Here is an 18,068-nt window from a genome sequence, read left to right on the forward strand (position 1 = left end):
ACATGTTGAAGCTATTGGCCGAATCCACCATCGATCCGGAATTATCCTTTCACTATGCCTATCGTCAGACGATGCACGTAACCTCCGATCCGCATGATCACGACTTCTTTGAAATATTCGTAACTTTTGATCCGGTGAATCACTATGTGAATGGAGTTAAGCAAGAGTTAGCTTCCGGGATTCTTGTGTTCATTAGGCCGGAGGATCAGCATTATTACGAAACGATCGGCACAGCGCCTTTTCACATCGTTAACATCGCGTTTCCGCAAGAGGTTTTCGATTCATTCAATAACTATTTAGAGGAACCTGCATTTGTGAAGGGGATGTTGGAGTGCGAGCTGCCACCAGTCTTAAAATTGCAGCCCTTCGAGCCGTTTGCGATCAAAAGCAGTTTTCAAGAGCTCGCCTTCTCGTCCAATCCAGATAAGACGATTCTCCGGCATCAATTCAAGATGTTGTTGCTTCATGTGTTCGTCCAATATTTTCAAAGGTTACGGAATGACGCCAAGTCCTCCATTCCGCAATGGCTGCAAGAGCTCAAAGTGATTATGCAGCAGAAAGAGCATTTCGTTGCGGGATTGCCGAAGTTGATCGAGCTAAGCGGCAAGAGCCAGGAGCATTTAGGCCGCAGCATTAAGAAACATTACGGAATGACGCCGACCGAGTGGCTGAACGGGTTTAAGCTGCAATATGCGGCGAGTCTTCTTCTCCATACGGAAGAGAGCATTATCGATATCTCCATAGAAGCGGGCTTTGATAACCTGAGCCATTTTTATCACGTGTTCAAGCGATATTATAAGCTGTCTCCGGCCAGATACCGCAAAGTGAACAAGAAGGTGATTGTTCCGCAATAGTTCTTATTAAGGTTACAACTTAGGTCCTCCTATATTTACTGTTTTTCAATAAGTACTCAAGGCGAAAAGTACCTTCATCGGGCTAGAACGCTGCGCTTCGTTGTGGTGAAGGCAGTTTTTTGGCCTTGGTGAAGTCGCAACGCTGCGCTTCGTGATGGCGAGGGCAGTTTTTTGGCCTTGGCGAAGGATGGCACATGCCCATCCCGAGGATGGCTAAGCCGGTTAATAAGAATTGAAAGAAAGCGAAAAATACTCTTGCGGAATTAGCGAACTGGGAGTATAACTTAAGAGATTTCACAATGTTTGAGACCATGAATAGAGCAGAGCAGGTGGCACAAGTTGGATGTGAAATTTTGTTCGTCGTGCGGTCAGGAAATGGAGACCCGCGACGTTGACGGTACGTTAAGAAGAGCTTGCACCCAGTGCAGCTTCGTTCATTGGGGAAATTATAGCATCGGCGTTGGCGCGCTAGTCGTTAAGGACGATAAAATGCTGCTCGTTCGCAGAGCGCAGGAGCCAGGCAAAGGCTATTGGACGAACCCAGGCGGATATATCGAGCAGTTGGAGCCGATCGAAGAGACGATAAGAAGAGAAGTTGCGGAGGAATGCGGCGTGGAAGCCGTTGTTCGTGGAGTCGTAGCCTTGCGAGACCAGCCGAGAAGCATCCATAACCTGTATGTCGCTTTCTCGATGGACTATGTGAGCGGGGATCCGACTCCGGATGGCGTCGAGGTTGATGCTGCAGGATTTTACAGTTTGCAGGAGATGGAGACAATGAACGTCGCTCCTTTCACCCAATGGCTGGTAGACGTTGCTCTTCGCGGTCAATCGGAGGGACTATTGTTAGACGATAAGCCTATTATTCCGCTTAACGGGTATGGACTATTTAGAGTATAACGGAAGGCTGGTGTCCTAATGCCAACTCATATGCCGCATGGATCTAAAGAGATATCGTCTCCCCAGACGAGATCTTCTCCATCAAACGCGTCTTCCCCGTCACTGTCCCATTCGCATGGGATGACCCCTGATCAAATGCTTGAGCTGCAATCGCAAGCGGGCAATCAGGAGGTTATGGCAATGACTCAACCGCAAAAAAACAACACTGGTTTACCCGCTAGGTTACCCAATCATGCTAAAATACAGTCTATGTTTGACTCGGAGGATGGCGCGAAAGTACATTATAACTCCGACAAACCTGCTCAATTGCAAGCTCATGCCTATGCTCAAGGCTCCGATATTCACGTTGGAGCAGGCCAAGAGCAGCATCTCCCCCACGAAGCATGGCATGCCGTGCAGCAGAAGCAAGGAAGAGTCCAGCCGACAACACCTCAAGCTTGAGGCAAGCGCATGAAGTAATGAGAAGATCGGATGCCATGCGAATGGGTCCGGTCTTCTTTTTGCTGCGCAAGTTCCTGAAATAAGACTCCAGTTCCATTTATAGAACTTGTAACTTAGGAGGCTTCACTTTATACTTTCCGGTGAGAGAGACCAAAGAGGGTTCAAGGGGGAATACGGATGAAGCGTTTCATTCCAAAACATAAATACATTCGTATTTTTTTGGCGTTGTGCATTTTATTTTCACTGGTGTCCATCCCCTTCGTGTATATCATATCCCGTCAATTTTCTACCTATGCCATGAAACAAATCGACAAAGCGAATCAGATCGAGGTCGTTCACGCGCAGGAAAATTCGCGGTTTCTATTCAAGAAGATGATCGGATACGGTTTGAACATGTATCAAGACAAGAGCATCCAACTCTGGCTAACCGATAAACAAGAGAAGCCGGACCATCAGACGGACGCGATGAAAGCGGCCGCCAACTATACGACGACGGAACCCTTCATAGAGAATATCTATTTATTCAATATGCGGTCGGAGCATGCGATTAACTTGAAGTATGGAGTCTCATCGTTTGCCCGATTCTCGGATCAGGCTATGCTGGATATCGTCAGACAATCCAGAAAATCATACCTGAATTTTTTCCTGTACCCATCGAACGGGCAGAAGAAAATGGCGTTGATTATACCGACCGTACCGTCCGGCCAACAATCGTTCGGTTATTTGGTCATGCTCATGGACATTAATCTGCTTCAACAATATTTGCTTAAAGACAACCGCTCATCGGGCACGCGATCCTTCATCCTTGATCGTAAAGGGCAGGTTATGTTGGGTTCCAGCGACACGGTTGATTTGTACGCCGAGTTGGCCAAGAAATCCACGGAAGAGACGGGGAGCTACGCCCATAAATACAAGGGCGAGTTATGGTCGATTCAATACGCGCAAATCGAACCTCAGGGCTGGACCTTATATCAGACAGCCAAATACGATCAAATCCTTGCCGATTTTAATTCATTCCGAAACAAGATGCTGCTGTTCGCCGCTTCCTTCGTCGTAGTCATGCTGGGCATTCTGTTCTGGAATTCCCGGCGCACGTATAAGCCGTTTTCCCAACTTGCGGATCAATTGGAAATGAAATTCGGCTTGCAGCTGAGGAGCGAGAACAACGAAGGGCCGCGGGAAGAGTATAAGGTTATCCGTTACGGGATCGAGATGCTGGCGAATCAGGTAGATAAGATGGATACCTCCATCCGGGAGCACAAGAGCGTAATCAAGCTGGAATATTTAAGGCAATGGATCGTTCAAGGCAAGCTTATCGTCCCCGTCGAACACTATCTCCGCGAGCAGACGGAATTATTCGAAGGCGACGGCCTTTATCTTAGCGTGATTAGAATCAACGGATACAGCCTGTTCGAGGATCAATACAACTTTGCTTCCAGAAAACTCATGAAATACGCGATCGGCAACATTGCGGAAGAGATCATTAATCGTTACTGGCACTCGGTATCCGTTGATCTGGGCGGAGATCACATTGCTTTGCTCCTATCGGGCTCTGACATTCCGATGAACAAGCTGGTGGAAACCTTGGAGGAAGTGGGCAAACAAATCAACAAATGGACGCAGATTCAAGTGACGATCGCCGTAAGCGGACAAAATAATTTCGGCGACGATCTGCGCAGCATTTACAATCACATTCATGAGCTAACGATGCTTAAATTTATATCCGGGGAAGACAAGATCTATTTGGAACAAGATTTCGAAGCTTATATGGAACGGGTTCAGCCCTTACCTGACGACAACCTGCTGGACGAGCTGATCAAGAGAGTCAGACTGGGGAAGACGGAAGAAGTCAAAACAAGCTTAGATCAAATATTCGGACATATGCAGACGATGCATTATGCGGACAGCAAGTTCCAACTGTCTTTGATCCTGTACACTTTGTTCAAAACCTTCAATAAACTGCCGTCCGTCGAATCGGTCGAAGGAATCGAGAGTATTTTGGAAAAGTTTGATACCTTAGGCGGGATCAAAGGCTGGCTGGAGCAGGAACTTCTCGAGATTATGGATGATTTAAGCAACAAAAAAGGGTCAAGCCGGCGCGACGAAATCGTAACGGAGATCGTGGAATACGTGAAAACCCATCTGCATGATCCATTGTTGACTATAGAAGAGATATCGGAGCACGTTTCATTGTCCACCCGCTATATCCGGCAGCTGTTCAAGGAAGTGTTCGAGACAACGCTCTCCGATTATATTATGGAAGAACGGATTAACAGGGTGAAGGGACTTCTGGAAACGACCGATTGGACGGTAACGGATATCGGCGAACGATCTGGATTTCAGACCAAGAGCCATTTTTTTACGACGTTCAAGAAAGCGACGGGCATGACGCCGAGCCAATATCGGGATAAGTGATAGCGATGAAAACCTATTAAGCGTTTCCGGCGCCCTTGCCGGAGCGCTTTTTCTTTGGCCGGATGAGGCGATTTCCGGAATGGGAACCTCACAACCGCAATAAGAACCCGATATTCCGCCGTTATCAGCACCGGTTTTCCTAGATCAGAACTATACGGCGATAAGCGCATCGGCCTATGATTATGGCACGAGAGGAACATACTAACATACAGAAGCGGGTGGAACGGTTGAGTTTTCTCAGAGAGATAACGAAAAATAAGTACTTGTATCTATTGGCGCTTCCGGGCCTGATATTTTTGATCGTATTCGCTTACGTTCCTTTGACCGGACATTTAATCGCCTTCAAGAAGTATAGGTTGGCGGATGGCCTGTGGGGAAGCAAGTTCGTCGGATTCGATAACTTCAAGTTTTTCTTTATGAGCGACGACTGGTACAAGGTGACGTTTAATACGGCTTTTCTTAATGGATTGTTTCTTATTTTCGGATTGGGAATCGCTCTGCTGTTGGCCCTGTTCCTGAACGAAATTCGCCATGCTCTCTTCAAGAGATTGGCTCAGTCGTTTATCTTTATGCCCTATTTCATATCCTGGCTGGTCGTCAGCATGATGGCATTCGCTTTCCTGAATACGACCGATGGAATGGTCAACAGGACTCTTGAAGCTTATGGAGCGGAAAAAATCAATTGGTACCTCAAATCGGAAGTATGGCCGGCCATTTTAACGCTTATCTACGTATGGAAGTTCGCGGGCTACTATTCGATTATCTTTCTCGCGGCAATAACGGGCATCTCGGGCGAATATTACGAGAGCGCGCGGATTGACGGAGCGACTCGCTTTCAACAAATCATTCATATTACGATTCCGCTAATCAGGAGCGTCGTCATCGTTCTCGGATTGCTAGGCGTCGGTCGAATTTTCTACGGAGATTTCGGAATGATCTATGGAATTGTCGGCGATAATAGCGCCTTGTATTCGACTACGGACGTCATTGACACTTACACGTATAGAGCGCTTCGGGTATTAAGCGATTTCAGCAAATCCTCCGCGGTCGTACTCTATCAGTCGGTTATGGGATTAATCACGATTGTGATATTCAATCAAATCGCCAAAAAAATCGACAAAGATTCCAGCTTATTCTAAGGAGGGATAATAACCGATGTCAACCCGCGTGAAACAAGATAAATCCATGCTGGAAAAAGGTTTTGTGATCGGCATTTATTTGTTCGTCATCCTATTCGCCATCCTTAGCGTCATTCCGTTCTGGTTAGTCGTCATCAATTCGTTTGCCTCGGAAAGCACCATCAAATTACACGGCATGCAGCTATTCCCGAAGGAGTTCTCTCTATTTTCTTACCAATACACGATGGCGGGCAAGCAAATCATGAGCAGCTATCTGGTCACTATCATCGTAACGGTTGCCGGAACGTGTCTAGCCGTGCTGATTACGTCGATGTATGCGTACGTGCTGGCTCACCCGAAAGTGAAGTATCGCAAAATTTTATCGTTCATGACGTATTTCACAATGGTTTTCGGCGCGGGGTTAGTCGGCTTCTATATTCTAATCGCGAGTACGCTAGGGTTGAAGGATACGCTTTGGGCTTTAATCCTCCCCTATATGTTAAATCCTTTCTTCGCGTTTATTATGGTCTCGTTCTTCAGAACGCTGCCTTATGAGATTAACGAAGCCGCGACGATCGACGGCGCCAATGACTTGTCCATTTTCTTCCGCATAATCATACCGATTTCAAAGCCGGTCATCGCAACGGTAAGTTTATTCTACGCGCTCCAGTATTGGAACGACTTCTATCTGGCTTTATTGTTCATCGATGATCATAATCTTCATCCGCTGCAAATCATGATTCGGCAGATTATATCGAACGTCAATATTAGTTCGTACGTCGGGGGGAGCCAGACGAATTACTCCCAAGCGGTGCCGACCTATGGGGTACAGCTAGCGACCGTCTGCTTAACGATCGGTCCGATCATCTTCCTGTATCCTTTTGTTCAAAGATTTTTCGTCAAGGGGATTACGATCGGCGCACTTAAAGGTTAGGCTTGTCCCGGAGCGATCCGGTTAAGCATAGATAGATCAAATTCATCGGGAGGTTGAAGCAGCATTATGAAAAAGACGCTCGTGGTAGGGTTATCGGTATTATTGATCATGCTTGCATTAATCGGTTGCAGCTCCAAATCGAACAGCCCGGAAAGTTCCGGTACGAACCCGCAAAAGGGAACTCCGGCTCCGGCGGCAGGAGAGAAGCTTGACCCTGTCACATTAAAGATCATCCTTCCGGGCGACCGTCCCGCGAACATGGATCTGATCATAGCGGAAGCCGAGAAAAGAATGGCGGACACGATTAACGTTAAGCTTGATCTCGTATTCGTGCCTTGGTCCGATCTCGCCTCGAAAACGCAAGTCATGCTCGCATCGGGCGAAGACGTCGATCTGATTTTCGATGCGCCTTGGCTGCACATGGAACAAATGATTGCCGCCGGGTACTACGAGCCGCTTGAGGATCTGCTGGCCAAATACGGCCAAGACGCCGTCGCGGTACGTTCCCAGCAAATGTTCGACGCCAACAAGTTCCAAGACAAGATCTATGCGCTACCGCTCGGCAATTCTCATCTTGACGGAAGAACGTATTTGGTTCGTAAAGACCTCAGGGAGAAATATGGCATACCTCCGATCAAAACTTACGACGAACTAATCGCTTTCGCTTACAAAGTCAAAGAGAACGAAAAGAAAATCATTCCGATCTTAACCAGCGGCCAACCTGGACAGAAAGATCAGTCGTGGGGAGCGTTCCGGTCTTTCATGACTTTCAATCCGGAGATTCTGAGATCCGACGCGATCGGCCAAAGCCTTATCCTGCACTATAAAAACAATGACGGCAAAGTGTATAACCTGTTCGACGAAATGGATCCGCCGGTTTGGTCTTGGATCGAAGAAGCGCGCAAGCTGTATAAGGAAGGGTTAATCCATCCCGACATTCTGGCCATCAAAGACGTGATTACCGTATTCGAGTCGGGCGACGTGGCCATTCTCGCGACGAACAGTTTCGGCGTGCCGCAGCAGGTTATGACTTCCATTCCGAAGAACGTGCCGGGCGCCGAAGTAGAAGCCGTAACCTTCATCCCGCTGGAAAAAGGCAAAGTCACGACGAACTTCAAGCAAGCGAATTTCCAGGCCATACCTAAAGTAAGCAAAAACAAAGAGCGTGCCATGATGTTCCTGAACTGGACCGCGAAGAAAGAAAACTACGACTTGCTCGCCTACGGGATCGAGGGCAAAGATTACGAAGCGATCGGCGACGATCAATACAAGACGCTGCCGGATAGCAAATACGGGTACTTCCCTTATGCTTGGATTTGGAACCCGACGCAGGACCGCTTGAACGCCGGTTACGATCCCGTATCGATCGAGCATTACAAATTCAACGCCAATGCCGATAATTTAATCGCTAGCGCGCTGACGGGCTTCTCGTTCAACCCGGAGCCGGTTGCGAACGAAGTTTCCTTGTACAGCGCGATCGAGGATAAATATTATTCTTCGTTATTCAACGGCGTAACGGATCCGACGGAAACCTGGAACGCGCTGAAGGCCGAAGGCGAAGGGTATTTGAAGAAAATTCAAATCGAGCTGCAAAAGCAAATCGACGAGTTCCTGAAGAAGTAAGACTGCCTGAATGAAGGGGGATTCAAGGCGTTCGGCGCAATTTGCCGAATGCCTGCCCTCAGTTCAAGAGAGGTGATTGCCTGTATGGAAAACAAGAAGCTTCGCACGCACATCATGTACGGGGCCGATTATAATCCCGAGCAATGGCCGACGGAGATCATCGAACGGGATATGGCTCTAATGAAAGAGATTGGCATCAACGCCATTACGCTAAACGTGTTCGGCTGGGGGATGATCCAGCCCTCGGAGGATCGTTTCGATTTCAGTAAGCTGGATCAGGTGTTCGATTTGTTGGAACGAAGCTCAATCGGAGTCGTGCTCGCTACGCCGACCGCGGCGCCTCCTTCATGGATGTTTCAGAAGGAACCAGACATGCTGAAAGTGAACGAGAACGGTCAAAGGGTCGCGCATTGGAGCCGGCAGGCTTATTGTCCTAATCATCCATTGTATAGGAAGCACATACGCAATATTGCCAGGTTGTTGGCGGAACGTTACGGAAAACGATCCAACCTGATGATGTGGCACATTAACAACGAATGCATCTTGCATTGCTATTGCGATTACTGCGCTGCGGAATTTCGGGCGTGGCTGCAAAATAAATACGAGACGCTTGATCATTTGAACGAATGCTGGCAGCTCAGGCAGTGGAGTCTTACGAAAACCGATTGGCAGCAGATCATGCCCCCGGTCGGAGGGATGACCCACACGAGCGCAAGTCTGGATTATCAACGATTCATGTCGGACAGCAATATGCAAGGCTTCTTGGCGGAAAAGGAAGAGATCGTTCGGGTTACGCCGGACATCCCGATCACTACCAATTTCTATTCGATCGACTTTTTGGGCCAGATTCATCCTAAGTGGGCTCCCCACTTGGACGTTATTTCTTGGGATTCGTACCCGCCGCATAAGGATTACGCCGTATGGGCCGCATTTCAGCACGATTATTTCCGCAGCTTGAAGCATGCCCCGTTTCTTCTCATGGAGCAAGCTTCCAGCAACGTGAATTGGAAACCTTACAACCCGGCCAAACGACCGGGAATGATGAGCTTGCAAAGCTATCAGGCCATAGCCAGGGGCGCCGAAGCGATCATGTATTTCCAATTCCGGCAAAGCCGCGGAGGCGTAGAGAAATACCACAGTTCGCTCGTCAGTCACGGCACGGAATCCGATAATCGGATTTTTCGGGAAATCGGGCAGCTTGGCCATGAGCTGGAAAAGATGGACAACGTGCTGCGATCTCATATTCATGCTAGAGTGGCCATCCTATTCGATATTACCCTCATGTGGCTTGTGGAATGGAACAAAACGAGTCGGGATATCGATTACCGCAGCGTCGTCACCGCATTCTACCGGCCGCTGTACGAAGCCAATATTCCAGTGGATGTCATTCATCCGCTTGCCGATCTATCCGGTTATGACGTCGTCATCGCGCCGATGTTGTACATGTTCGAGGAGGGCGTTCCGGATAATTTGCGTTCTTTCACGGAGCGAGGCGGCAAGTTGGTTACGAGCTATAACAGCGGGATGGTGAACGGTTGCGACGTCGTGGAGTACGGCGGCTTTCTTCGCCCGATCGATGACGTATTCGGCATTATCGTTGAAGAGACCGATGTGTTGGAGCCTGATATGTCCAATCGGATCGAGTGGAAGGGCGGGAGTCATTACCGAACCGATAAATGGGGCGAGGTCGTTCGCTTGAACGGAGCGGAGGCGATCGCGGTCTATTTGGAGGATTACTACGCCGGACAACCGGCCGTGACGCGGAATCGCTATGGTCTAGGCGAGGCCTATTATGTGTCCGCGCATCCGGAGGATCGATTCATTCGCGAGCTGCTGCTGGAAATTTGTTTAAAGGCGGGAGTGGCGCCTCTATGTCCGAATGCTCCGAAAGGCGTGGAAATTACCCTTCGCGAGGATGAAGGCAAACAATTCCTATTTATTCTGAATCATAATCCGGTTCCGCTTGAGATGGATATGGATTGGGTTTGGGAGATGGGTATCGATTGGAAAGACTTGATTCGTCAGGAACCCGTTGGCGGACGGGTCGCTCTGGAAGCTTACGGCACGCTCATTCTGGAGCAAGAGATACAGAGGTGAGAAAGGAGAAACGGCATGGACGGTCCCTGTACGGCTGCGGAAATGCTTGTCGACGGAATACAAGCCGTACGGCTGGAAAACGAATGGTTGAGAACCGTTATTCTGGTCGGCAAAGGCACCGACATCTGGGAGCTCGCGTTTAAACCTTTGAATCTCGAACTATTGATGAAAACGCGGGCAGGATTGACCTACTATGAAGGAAGGGATTTTAGGGAGAACAGGCTCGTTCACTATGCGGAAGGATATCCGGGCGGATGGCAGGAGATTATTCCGAACAGGGCTTCATATGGCAGCGGAGAAGCGGGGCGGCGCGAGGAAGGGGAATCTGCGGGAGTCCCCTGGGAGTATCGCATTGACAGGGCGGATGGGCAGAGCGTATCTCTGCGTTGTTGGCTTGCTCTTCCCTGCACTCCTCTTTCGATAGAGAAGACGTAAACGATATCGGCCGGGGAGAGCGAGATTCGCATTGTCGAGCGGATCGTGAATACGGACGGCGACGCCGTGCATTTTATTTGGACGCATCATCCGGCGTTCGGCAGCCCGTTGATCGACGAGCAGGCTCAAGTCATACTTCCGAGGGACGCCGTCGCGTTTAACGTTCTTCGCTATGAGCAAAACCGGGATGAGCCTTTGGAGAGTTTCGAAGAGGAGGTTACTTCCGTCAGGCTGCCTAGCGGCAACAGGAAAAATCTGCTTAAGATCGACCCGCGCATGCCGGACGGAGAAGCGTGCTATATTCCTTTGATGAGCGCCCATGAAGGCGCGGCCGGAATTTTCAATCCGAATTTGAATTTGAAGCTGCTGCTAGAATGGGATCACCGCACATTTCTCTGTTTGCGCTATTGGTCCAATAACGACGGCGAGATGTATACGGTGGCTTTGGAGCCCTCCACCTCCTGGTTCTCGGATATCCAGGACTGCATAAGACACGGCAATTGCATTTCTCTCCAGCCAACGGAAGAACGACGGTTTTGGATGAAGATTCGCGTTGAGCAGCCGTAGAAGTTCATTCCGCGGAGGAGTTACACGGAAAAACATCCATGACGATGTTCCAATCGAGTAACTCGCGCCAGAGAGGGACCGTGAGCAGGGAGTTACACGGAAAAATCGAGTAATTCGCGCCAGAGTGGACTGCGAGCAGGGAGTTACACTGAAAATTCGAGTAACTCGTGCAAGAATGGGACTGCGAGCAGGGAGTTACACGGAAAAATCGAGTAACTCGCACCAGAGTGGACTGCGAGCAGGGAGTTACACGGAAAAATCGAGTAACTCGCGCCAGAGAGGACCGTGAGCAGGGAGTTACACGGAAAAATCGAGTAACTCGTGCCAGAGTGGACTGCGAGCAGGGAGTTACACGGAAAAATCGAGTAACTCGCAACAGAGTGGGACTGCGAGCAGGGAGTTACACAGAAAAATCGAGTAACTCGTGCCAGAGTGGGACTGCGAGCAGGGAGTTACACGGAAAAATCGAGTAACTCGCACCAGAGTGGACAGCGAGCAGGGAGTTACACTGAAAATTCGAGTAACTCGCGCCAGAGTGGGACTGCGAGCAGGGAGTTACACGGAAAAATCGAGTAACTCGCGCCAGAGTGGACTGCGAGCAGGGAGTTACACGGAAAAATCGAGTAACTCGCGCCAGAGTGGGATGCGAGCAGGGAGTTACACGGAAAAATCGAGTAACTCGCGCCAGAGTGGGACTGCGAGCAGGGAGTTACACGGAAAAATCGAGTAACTCGCACCAGAGTGGGACTGCGAGCAGGGAGTTACACGGAAAAATCGAGTAACTCGCGCCAGAGTGGACTGCGAGCAGGGAGTTACACGGAAAAATCGAGTAACTCGCGCCAGAGTGGACTGCGAGCAGGGAGTTACACGGAAAAATCGAGTAACTCGCACCAGAGTGGACTGCGAGCAGGGAGTTACACGGAAAAATCGAGTAACTCGCACCAGAGTGGACTGCGAGCAGGGAGTTACACGGAAAAGTCGAGTAACTCGCGCCAGAGACTGCGAGCAGCAAGCTGCACAAACTAAATTTAATAGGAATATCGGATGCCCTCCTACCGGAAGGCATCCGATATTCATTCAAAACAAAGCCGATCTTCCGCAGTAATGCGGGTAACCGTGCTCTGTTTCTTGTTGCCTAAATTCATGCTGGAGGTACCGTAACATGCCAAACATACAGAAAGATAGACACCATCACTATCAATTAACTGGCGCGGACGACAGGTTTCAAGGAGTCGTTTCCATAGAAACTCCCGAAGAAGGCATCGAGCTTATCCATATCCGGATTACGGCGGACAAACCGGAGACGCCGCCGGTATTTCGGCTGTCTTGGAAACATCCGATCGTCGATATCCAAGGCGTCTGGCACCCGAACGGATATCGCAACCGCGGGCTGGCGCCGGATTGGACGAAAGGCTATTCCAGCAAATCGACGAGTTCGGCACCCGTCGTCTGCTTGTTTAGCGGATCCGGCCGCAGCCGGATGACCTTCGCGTTCTCGGATACGCTTAATCCGGTCGTCTGCAAAGCGGGAGTTAACGAAGAAGCGGCCGAATTTCATTGCTCGATCGCATTATTCGAAGAGCCGACTGCCCCGCTCGATACGTATGAGGCGACGCTTAGGGTGGATTTTCGCGACAAGGCTTATTACGACTGTTTGAACGAGGTGCAGAAGTGGTGGAGGGGTCTTCCGGGTTTGACGCCGTCGCCGGTTCCCGCCGCCGCGCGCGAGCCGATGTATTCGACTTGGTATAGCTTGCATCAAGACTTGGAGCCGGAAGCGATAGAGGAGCAGTGCCGTTTGGCGAAAGCGTTAGGCTGCGAAACCGTCATCGTGGATGACGGCTGGCAAACGAACAACAGCGAGCGCGGTTATGCCTATTGCGGCGACTGGGAAGTATGCGCGGACAAAATACCGGATATGAGAGCCCATGTCGATCGCGTTCACAACCTCGGGATGAAATACGTGCTGTGGTATTCCGTCCCTTTCGTCGGCGTGCATAGCAAAGCTTGGGATCGTTTCCGCGACAAGATGCTGTATACGATCGAAGCGCGCGGTTGGGGGATCGTCGATCCGCGTTATCCCGAGGTTAGGGAATATTTGATCGGAATTTACGAACAAGCGATGATCGAATGGAAATTGGACGGCTTTAAGCTGGACTTTATCGACAGCTTTAACCTGCCCGAGGACAAAAAGCATGAGTTCGGCGGAGGGCGGGATTACGTCTCGGTGCCGGAAGCGGTTGACCGGCTCATGTCCGACATCATGGATCGGCTTAGCGCCATTAACCCGGACGTGATGATCGAATTCCGCCAAGCCTATGTTGGGCCTTACATGCGCAAATACGGAAATATGTTCAGGGCTGCGGATTGCCCGAACGATTCCGTCGAGAACCGGGTACGAACCCTGGATATCCGGCTGCTGTGCGGCGATACGGCGGCCCATGCCGACATGCTGATGTGGCACCCGGACGAACCTGCGGAAAGCGCAGCGCTTCAACTCATCAACGTGCTGTTCGCGGTGCCGCAAATATCCGTTCGGCTTGATCGGCTTCCGGCAGAGCATGCCGAGATGATCGCTTATTGGCTCGGATTCTGGACCGACAACCGAAACGTTCTGCTGGACGGCCGCTTGGAGCCCCATCATCCCGAACTCTTGTATCCGCTCGTCCTTGCGAGCAACGCCGTCAAGCTGATAGCGGTTGCCTATCATCGAACGGTCATCACGCTAAGCAGCGAGCTGCCGGAAACGGCCGTTTTCGTTAACGGAACACGAAGCAACGGATTATATATCGAGCTGGACAAGGACGCCGGAAGCAGAAAAATGGAGATTAAAGACTGCAAGGGGAGCCTTGTTCGGCGTTCAATGATTCAACTGACGGCAGGCGTTCATTTTCTCGAGGTACCTCCGTCGGGTGTCATAACCCTTTTCGCTTAATGCGACTTTTCACGGGTGTTATCGTCCTTCCCTCCGGTTTTCCGACCCTGCCATTTCAGATAAGCTAGCTATTGTAAGCACTTTCATCTTAGAAATGCGCTAGAGAGAAGATAGGAGGAGCACAGGATGGAACTGGCAACCAAGAGCACGACCGAGAGAAGCGTACCGCTGTTCAGATGGAAGCTAAGGCGGATTTGGAAATTCAAATTGTTGTATATTTTGCTGTTGCCCGCATTAATATGGGTTTTCATTTTCGATTATCTCCCGCTCTACGGGGTCAGCATCGCATTCATGGATTACAACGTCATTCAAGGCTTTCCCGGAAGCAAATGGGCGGGGCTGAAACATTTCAACATGCTGTTCAAGTCCGAGATGTTTCGCAACGCCTTCAAGAACACGCTGATCATAAGCCTGTACAAAATGATTAGCGGATTCCTTTGCCCGATCCTCCTGGCGCTCGCGCTTAACGAAATCCGGACGGCCTGGTTCAAGAAGACGCTTCAAACCGCGGTCTACTTGCCGAGATTCGTGTCATGGGTCGTGTACGGAGGAATCATTACGCTGCTGTTGTCTCCGGAAACCGGGGTTATCAACAAATTCATCGAGTTTTTCGGCGGAACGCCGGCTTATCTGCTCGTCGAACCCGCGTACTTTCGAACGATCCTTGTCGTCACCGACGCGATGAAGGAAATGGGCTGGGCCGCGATCATCTATATTGCCGCCATTGCGGGTCTTAATCCGGAGGTTTACGAAGCGGCTATCGTCGATGGAGCAACCCGATTTAAGCGCATCATTCACGTAACATTGCCGGGAATCACGGGGACGATCATCGTCATCTTCATCCTGAGGGTCGGATATATCATGAGCGCCGGACTGGATCAGGTCATTAACCTTTACAATCCGATGGTGTTCGAGATGGGAGACATTCTTGACACTTACATTTACCGGATCGGGATCGAGCAGTTCAATCTTAGCCTTGCCGCTGCCGCCGACGTCATCAAAGGCGCCATCGGACTCTTGTTGGTGTTGACCGCCAACCACATCGCCAAGCGAATCAATAACGATTCCGGTATTTTCTGAGAAGGGGAATCGAAACTATGAAGCTTACGAGAGGCGAGACAGCCTTTGTAACGACCAACTATATCGTGCTCACGCTATTAACTCTAGTCATCGTCCTGCCATTCTGGTACGTCATTTCCGTATCGGTTACTCCCTATCACATTTTCAGCGAGAAGAACGGGATGATCCTGTTCCCGACCTCCTTCAGCTTCGAATACTACGAATACCTGTTGCAGAAAGGCTCGCTGATCTATACCTCTTACGGGAACACGATTCGCAATACGGTCGGGGGGGTGCTTCTTGCGCTGTTCCTCACTACAACCGTGGCCTACGCGCTGGCGGAAAAGAAATTGCCCGGCAGGCGGATCATTATTCTGTACTTTGTGTTCACGATGCTGTTCAAGGGGGGATTGATTCCAACCTATATTACCGTTCAGCAGCTAGGACTATTGAATACGAATTATGTTCTTATATTGGTTATGGCATTCAGCGCTTTCAACATGATCATCATGAAATCGTTCTTCGAAGGCATTCCCGAGAGCTTAAGGGAATCCGCCTCCATCGACGGGGCTTCGGAATTCAGGATCCTATGGAAAATCATCCTGCCCCTGTCCATGCCCGTTATCGCGTCGGTCGGCTTGCTCTATATGGTCGTTTACTGGAACGATTTCTTCAATGCCCTGCTCTATGTGACCGATTGGAACAAGGCGCCGGTGCAACTCGTGCTTCGATCGATTATCGCGAGCTCCAGCCTTCCGCCCGAGCTGCTCGAAGCCGCGGGAACGACGCCGCCGCCGACGATAGGCATTCAGATGGCCGCCATCGTTATCGTAGCGTTGCCCATGCTGATCATTTATCCGCTTATCCAGAAATACTTCGATCAAGGGATGATGGTCGGCTCGGTGAAAGGGTAGATGATTCGGACTTTACCATTGGTTTATCCCCTAAGGGTAAATATAAAGCTAAATTTAGGAGGTCATTCGTTCATGTCCAGTCAAAGAAAAAAATGGTCGATCGGTTTGCTTACGGCCGTATTGATCGGCTCAATCACCCTCGCGGGGTGCAGTAAGGGAAATAACGCAGAAAACGCGTCGGAGAGCGCATCTCCGGCAACCGAGACAACGTCGGCAAGCGCATCGGCTTCACCTTCGGAGGCTTCTCCATCGGCGTCCGAGCCTTATGAGCTCAAATGGTTAAAGGCGCAAGACATTTCCGTCCCTTACGACCCAGCGAAAGACGTCGTTAAGCAAGCGATCGAGCAAAAGCTCAATATCAAAATTAATCCCGAAATGGTAGACGTCCAGCAATATAAGACGAAGTTGAATTTGAAAATGTCCAGCGGCGACATTCCCGACGTGGTCAGAATCGACTTCGCGGACGACTTCCAGAAATACGCGCCGTTAGGGGCGTTCGTGGATCTTACCGATCTGATTAACGAACAGGATACGCCTAATATTTTGCGCGAGGTGCCTAAGGAAATTTTCGAGCAAGCGAAAGTAAACGGCAAAATTTACGGAATTCCTTATCAAGGAGGACCGGGTGCCGGGTATCGTTGGAATCTGGTTCTGCGGAAAGATTATCTTGAAGCCATGGGCGCAAGCGTACCGCAAACGCTCGACGAATATTACAACCTTCTGAAGAAGGTCAAGGCGGAGAAACCTGACGTCATCCCGCTCGGAGGCTACACGGCCCAGATCGGCCAAACGAAATTCGCGAACAATTCCTTTGACAACGTTTTCGGCGCATTTGGCGTAACTCCGGGCTTTTTCACCGAAACGGACGGCAAGTTCGGCAACTACGATATCGATCCTAGAATGAAGGAAGCTCTGTTGTTCTTGCAAAAAATGTACGCGGAAGGCTTGATCGACAAGGAATTCGCGACCATTAAAGAAGAGCAGCTGCGCGCGAAGCTTTACAGCGGTAAACTGTTCTCCTGGATGGGCTGGTGGTCCACTCCGAACGATTACGATACGCAAGTGGAGACGAACGAGCTGATCAAGAGCAAAAAGCTGAAAGCGGACGAGAAGCTGCCCGACCAATCCGAACAGCCTTTCAAATATTTATCCTTGACCGGTTCCCTAGTAGGTTCGGACGGCAAGGCCGTCGCTCCGATGGGTGCTCCATTTTCCCAGATGACCGCTATCAGCGCTAAGACCAAGGATCCGAAGAAAGTTCTGGCCATTATCGAACAATCTTTATCTCCCGAAAATCAGATGCTGACCGTATGGGGTATCGAAGGCGAAGATTACAAACTAGACAACGGCAAGTTGAAAACGGTTACCGATCTGCTCGATCCGAAGACCAAGCAGGACAAGAACGGCAATTTCCGCGGAACTCAGAGCTACCTGTTCGCGCCTGGATTGAATGGCTGGCCGCGGTATCTGGAGTCTCTGCCGCTCCGGTATTCCCAATCGCTTGACGTAGCGATCAATAACAAGTTCCAGATCACGGACGCGTCCAACTATTTGGATTCTCCGACGAAAATCGCTAAGCTGGTAGAACTGAACACGATGCGCGACTCCGTATTCACTCAGATCATCATGGGCGGCGATATTAAGAAATTCGACGACTTCGTCGAAAAATGGAAGTCTCAGGGCGGCACGCAAATTCTGAGCGAGTTGGAAGAGTCCTTCAAGAAGAAATCCGGCAACTAATATCCGTTATCCGTTTGAACCAAAGCTCCCTGCCATCGC

Annotated in this window: 14 protein-coding genes; all 14 read left to right on the top strand. The window is 50.1% G+C overall.

Translation table 11 applies throughout. The features are described from left to right. Nucleotides 1–2: 2 nt before the first annotated feature. The 14 genes from K7P76_RS02690 to K7P76_RS02755 all read left to right on the top strand — a co-directional run bounded on the left by K7P76_RS02690 (nt 3) and on the right by K7P76_RS02755 (nt 18,029). Complete coding sequence (locus K7P76_RS02690) at nt 3–854, top strand: helix-turn-helix transcriptional regulator (protein WP_232182918.1); 852 nt, start codon at nt 3–5, stop codon at nt 852–854. A 339-nt stretch (nt 855–1,193) separates the two neighbouring features. Further along, entirely contained in the window at nt 1,194–1,751 is a 558-nt protein-coding gene (locus tag K7P76_RS02695) for an NUDIX hydrolase (protein WP_232182928.1), read from the top strand. A gap of 180 nt (nt 1,752–1,931) precedes the next feature. Beyond that, nucleotides 1,932–2,192 (top strand): eCIS core domain-containing protein, encoded by a 261-nt coding sequence (locus K7P76_RS02700; RefSeq protein WP_232182930.1) that lies wholly within the window; start codon nt 1,932–1,934, stop codon nt 2,190–2,192. A gap of 177 nt (nt 2,193–2,369) precedes the next feature. Beyond that, nucleotides 2,370–4,607, top strand: coding sequence for an AraC family transcriptional regulator (locus tag K7P76_RS02705; protein WP_232182933.1), 2,238 nt, complete (start codon nt 2,370–2,372; stop codon nt 4,605–4,607). A 218-nt stretch (nt 4,608–4,825) separates the two neighbouring features. After that, nucleotides 4,826–5,746, top strand: a complete 921-nt coding sequence (locus tag K7P76_RS02710) for an ABC transporter permease (protein ID WP_309244721.1) — start codon at nt 4,826–4,828, stop codon at nt 5,744–5,746. Nucleotides 5,747–5,762: 16 nt separating this feature from the next. After that, on the top strand, nt 5,763–6,659 hold the full coding sequence (locus tag K7P76_RS02715) for a carbohydrate ABC transporter permease (RefSeq protein WP_232182937.1): 897 nt from the start codon (nt 5,763–5,765) through the stop codon (nt 6,657–6,659). A 66-nt stretch (nt 6,660–6,725) separates the two neighbouring features. After that, entirely contained in the window at nt 6,726–8,282 is a 1,557-nt protein-coding gene (locus tag K7P76_RS02720; protein WP_232182939.1) for an ABC transporter substrate-binding protein, read from the top strand. Between the two features lie 84 nt (nt 8,283–8,366). Continuing rightward, on the top strand, nt 8,367–10,379 hold the full coding sequence (locus K7P76_RS02725; RefSeq protein WP_232182956.1) for a beta-galactosidase: 2,013 nt from the start codon (nt 8,367–8,369) through the stop codon (nt 10,377–10,379). A 15-nt stretch (nt 10,380–10,394) separates the two neighbouring features. Beyond that, on the top strand, nt 10,395–10,814 hold the full coding sequence (locus K7P76_RS02730; RefSeq protein ID WP_232182958.1) for a hypothetical protein: 420 nt from the start codon (nt 10,395–10,397) through the stop codon (nt 10,812–10,814). Between the two features lie 3 nt (nt 10,815–10,817). Continuing rightward, nucleotides 10,818–11,381 (top strand): DUF4432 family protein, encoded by a 564-nt coding sequence (locus K7P76_RS02735; protein WP_309244722.1) that lies wholly within the window; start codon nt 10,818–10,820, stop codon nt 11,379–11,381. A 1,162-nt stretch (nt 11,382–12,543) separates the two neighbouring features. Further along, nucleotides 12,544–14,316, top strand: coding sequence for a glycoside hydrolase family 36 protein (locus K7P76_RS02740; protein ID WP_232182967.1), 1,773 nt, complete (start codon nt 12,544–12,546; stop codon nt 14,314–14,316). Between the two features lie 126 nt (nt 14,317–14,442). Next, nucleotides 14,443–15,396 carry an ABC transporter permease gene (locus K7P76_RS02745; protein WP_232182969.1) on the top strand — a complete coding sequence of 318 codons (954 nt, stop codon included), beginning with the start codon at nt 14,443–14,445 and terminating at the stop codon, nt 15,394–15,396. Nucleotides 15,397–15,413: 17 nt separating this feature from the next. Continuing rightward, nucleotides 15,414–16,289, top strand: a complete 876-nt coding sequence (locus K7P76_RS02750; RefSeq protein WP_232182971.1) for a carbohydrate ABC transporter permease — start codon at nt 15,414–15,416, stop codon at nt 16,287–16,289. 72 nt (nt 16,290–16,361) lie between these two features. Beyond that, nucleotides 16,362–18,029: an extracellular solute-binding protein gene (locus K7P76_RS02755; RefSeq protein ID WP_232182973.1), complete on the top strand. Its 1,668-nt coding sequence runs from the start codon at nt 16,362–16,364 to the stop codon at nt 18,027–18,029. Nucleotides 18,030–18,068 lie beyond the last annotated feature (39 nt).

The organism is Cohnella silvisoli, from assembly GCF_021190915.1.
GTDB lineage: Bacteria > Bacillota > Bacilli > Paenibacillales > Paenibacillaceae > Cohnella > Cohnella silvisoli.

Excerpts from the sequence above, each read along its gene's own strand:
- K7P76_RS02700 (WP_232182930.1), top strand. The coding sequence starts at position 1,932 with ATGACTCAACCGCAAAAAAACAACACTGGTTTACCCGCTAGGTTACCC.
- K7P76_RS02755 (WP_232182973.1), top strand. The coding sequence starts at position 16,362 with ATGTCCAGTCAAAGAAAAAAATGGTCGATCGGTTTGCTTACGGCCGTA.
- K7P76_RS02720 (WP_232182939.1), top strand. The coding sequence starts at position 6,726 with ATGAAAAAGACGCTCGTGGTAGGGTTATCGGTATTATTGATCATGCTT.
- K7P76_RS02740 (WP_232182967.1), top strand. The coding sequence starts at position 12,544 with ATGCCAAACATACAGAAAGATAGACACCATCACTATCAATTAACTGGC.
- K7P76_RS02715 (WP_232182937.1), top strand. The coding sequence starts at position 5,763 with ATGTCAACCCGCGTGAAACAAGATAAATCCATGCTGGAAAAAGGTTTT.
- K7P76_RS02705 (WP_232182933.1), top strand. The coding sequence starts at position 2,370 with ATGAAGCGTTTCATTCCAAAACATAAATACATTCGTATTTTTTTGGCG.
- K7P76_RS02725 (WP_232182956.1), top strand. The coding sequence starts at position 8,367 with ATGGAAAACAAGAAGCTTCGCACGCACATCATGTACGGGGCCGATTAT.
- K7P76_RS02690 (WP_232182918.1), top strand. The coding sequence starts at position 3 with ATGTTGAAGCTATTGGCCGAATCCACCATCGATCCGGAATTATCCTTT.
- K7P76_RS02750 (WP_232182971.1), top strand. The coding sequence starts at position 15,414 with ATGAAGCTTACGAGAGGCGAGACAGCCTTTGTAACGACCAACTATATC.
- K7P76_RS02745 (WP_232182969.1), top strand. The coding sequence starts at position 14,443 with ATGGAACTGGCAACCAAGAGCACGACCGAGAGAAGCGTACCGCTGTTC.
- K7P76_RS02730 (WP_232182958.1), top strand. The coding sequence starts at position 10,395 with ATGGACGGTCCCTGTACGGCTGCGGAAATGCTTGTCGACGGAATACAA.